Here is a 595-nt window from a genome sequence, read left to right as displayed (position 1 = left end):
GCGTGACGCCGACACGCGAAAGGGCAAAGGCAGCACCGATCCCGCTCTGCCCACCGCCGATGATCGCGACGTCGAGGTCGGCGCCCGGCCCGCTGTCCCAGGCAAGGGGGCGGGAGACGAGGGCGATCGCACGTCGCGCCTCATCGGTCAGGCGCGCCAGCACAGCGGGTCCGTTTGGGGCTTCCTGCATGGCTCAGCCCGCCAGGGCAGCGCGCTCGGGCGCATCGTCATGGGCGCCGAAACGCTCACGCAGGGATTCCTTGCGATAGCCCTCCGGGAAGGCGCCTGCCTTGCGCAGAATCGGGATGACCTCATCGGCGAGCAGCGTCGCGTCTTCGGGCAGATATTGCGCGCGAATGGCGAAGCCATGGCTGGCGTCGTCGCGCCACCAGTCGAGCATCTGCTCGGCCACGGATTCCGGCGTGCCGACCACCAGGCGATGGCCGATGTCGAGCTGGAAGACCCGGGCCAGTTCGCGCACCGACAGGTTATCGCGTCGGGCGACATCCGCCACGGAGTGAAACAGGCCGACGGGGCGCTTCCAGCTTGCAGGCAGGCGAAGCTGTTCCTCCGTCAACGGGCGGTCGGGATGCAG

General features: G+C 69.1%; 1 pseudogene. It reads right to left on the bottom strand.

Going from position 1 to position 595, the window contains the following annotated elements:
* Nucleotides 1-193: 193 nt before the first annotated feature.
* Nucleotides 194-595 (bottom strand): annotated as a pseudogene (locus AB4Y92_RS25300) (hypothetical protein); the annotation flags it as partial.

Source organism: Lysobacter sp. TAB13, assembly GCF_052113885.1.
Lineage (GTDB): Bacteria > Pseudomonadota > Gammaproteobacteria > Xanthomonadales > Xanthomonadaceae > Lysobacter > Lysobacter gummosus.
This window is presented reverse-complemented; position numbering and strand designations above follow the sequence as displayed.